The sequence below is a fragment of the Lactobacillus sp. B3795 genome (assembly GCF_026535805.1).
Lineage (GTDB): Bacteria > Bacillota > Bacilli > Lactobacillales > Lactobacillaceae > Apilactobacillus > Apilactobacillus kunkeei_C.
The window spans coordinates 235,654-237,790 of sequence record NZ_JAFNPE010000006.1 but is presented as its reverse complement, the minus strand read 5'-3'; the positions used below and the strand labels follow the sequence as shown (position 1 = coordinate 237,790).

Annotated in this window: 1 protein-coding gene and 2 tRNA genes; all 3 read left to right on the top strand. The window is 34.3% G+C overall.

Going from position 1 to position 2,137, the window contains the following annotated elements; all coding sequences use genetic code 11:
* Positions 1 to 7 precede the first annotated feature (7 nt).
* The 3 genes from J3U50_RS04495 to J3U50_RS04485 all read left to right on the top strand — a co-directional run bounded on the left by J3U50_RS04495 (position 8) and on the right by J3U50_RS04485 (position 1,950).
* A tRNA-Asn gene (locus tag J3U50_RS04495) sits at positions 8 to 80 on the top strand.
* 63 nt (positions 81 to 143) lie between these two features.
* Positions 144 to 216: transfer RNA gene (locus tag J3U50_RS04490), tRNA-Thr, on the top strand.
* Between the two features lie 132 nt (positions 217 to 348).
* Positions 349 to 1,950 (top strand): peptide MFS transporter, encoded by a 1,602-nt coding sequence (locus J3U50_RS04485; RefSeq protein ID WP_301945646.1) that lies wholly within the window; start codon positions 349 to 351, stop codon positions 1,948 to 1,950.
* Positions 1,951 to 2,137 lie beyond the last annotated feature (187 nt).

The following is a 2,137-nucleotide window of genomic DNA, read 5'->3' as shown; positions in this document are numbered from 1 at the left end:
GCGTTATTCCGAATTAGCTCAGTTGGTAGAGCACCTGACTGTTAATCAGGTTGTCGTCAGTTCGAGTCTGACATTCGGAGTATATAAAGAGGTGCTAACATTTGTTAGCACCTTTCTTGTATATTAAAATATACATAGCATTTGCCGGCTTAGCTCAGTTGGTAGAGCATCGGTATCGTAAACCGGCGGTCACAGGTTCAAGTCCTGCAGCCGGCATAAATTAACTAGGACTTAGTCGTCCTAGTTTTTTTATTTTCAGATGATTAAATTTTGGTAAAATTGATAAAATTTTAATCAGAGAGTATAATTACCGTTGCTATGATTTTTAATTGTTTGGAGGAGTATTAATTGGATAAAATTGATAATGATAATCAATCAAAGGGTCTAATTTCATTAACATTAACTGAATCACTAGAACGATTTAGCTATTATGGTATGCAAGCAATCCTTTTGTACTACATGTACTATTCATTAAGCAGGGGTGGCCTTGGCTTTAAGCCTTCCACAGCTGCATCATTGTTTGCAATCTATGGATCACTAAGTTACTTATCTGCTGCTTGTGGAGGTTACATTAGTGATAGAATTCTTGGAGGAAAGAGAACAGTTTCCCTCGGTGCCATCTTAATTATTTTAGGTCAGTTAATTTTAACGATTCCACTCCATAATACAATTTGGTTATTATTTATATCTCTTGTATTTTTAACTGTGGGGACTGGATTGTTAAAGCCAACAATCACAACGATGGTTGGTAACTTATATGATGAACGATATAACACTAGGGCATATCGTTTTACCATTTTTCTTTCAGGGATTAATATTGGTGCTTTCTTAGCGCCAATCATTATCGGTTATATTGGTGTGCATGTTAATTTCCATCTTGGATTCTTAATCGGTGCCATTGCGATGGCAATTGGACTTGCTATCTTTGAAAAACACACCAAGGACTATAATCAAAATAATAGTATTTACACTTTAAATCCAATTGAACCTTACGAAATTAAAAAGCTACTTGATCGAGTTATGTTATTCGTTGTTTCAATCGCATTAGTATTCCTATTAATGTATGTGTTTGATGCATTGAATCTTGATAATGTTATTACTTTACTTAGCGTGATAACAATCGTTATTCCATTCATTTACTTCTTTGTGATTATTAGTAGTAACCATACTACTCAAAAGGAAAGAAAGGGAATGGTTGTTTACGTACTTCTATTCATTTGTGCTGCTTTCTTCTGGGGAGTAGAGGAACAAGGACCAATTGTTTTAGCAATGATGGCGAGTGGTAGTACTGATAATGATTTCTATGTATGGAAGTATGCGGTTTTAGCGTTTTTTATCTTTGTTTCACTGATTATCGGTTACTTTGTCCATAAGAAGAGCACTAGTGTCTTGTTAAAGGCATTTACAGCGGCAATTCTTGTATTCTTTATTCTATTAGGGATTTTCCATAATGGTGACTTCCACGTTCATATTTCAAGAACATGGTACCAAGCAATTAACCCATTATTCATTTTGATCCTTACTCCATTCTTTGCTAAAGTTTGGCATCATAAGGAAAGTAATGCTGTTAAGACATTCCCACTAGGGGTAATTCTAGCAAGTATTGGATGTTTAATTCTATTTGTTCCAATTAAGTTTTTAGCTGGTAGTGAAGTTAATCCACTATGGATCATCGCTACCGTTGGAATTATCTGTTTAGGTGAAATGTTTATTTCTCCTGTAGGGCTTGCAGTAACATACCGTTTAGCACCTAAAAACTTTGTCTCACAAATGATGGGGGTATGGTATCTATCAGATGCTACCGGTCAAGCTATCAACTCTCAAGTCGTTAAATATTTCTCTGTAGATAACGTTAACTACTTTTTAGTATTAGGTAGTATTGGATTAGTATTAGCCGTTGTGATGGTTATATTATTACACCAGGTCTTACGAGATTTAAACATGCACTAAAAATTTAAAAAAGTATAGAAAAAGTGTTGACTTAAACCGCGATTTTCGATATTATATTATTTGTTGATTGGTTGAGACATACCAATGACATCGCAGTTTTAACACTTGCGATTAGGTAAAAAAGTCATTGACAAGCATCTATGATTTTGATATTATATTTCTTGTTGATTACATTTTATATCTTTTC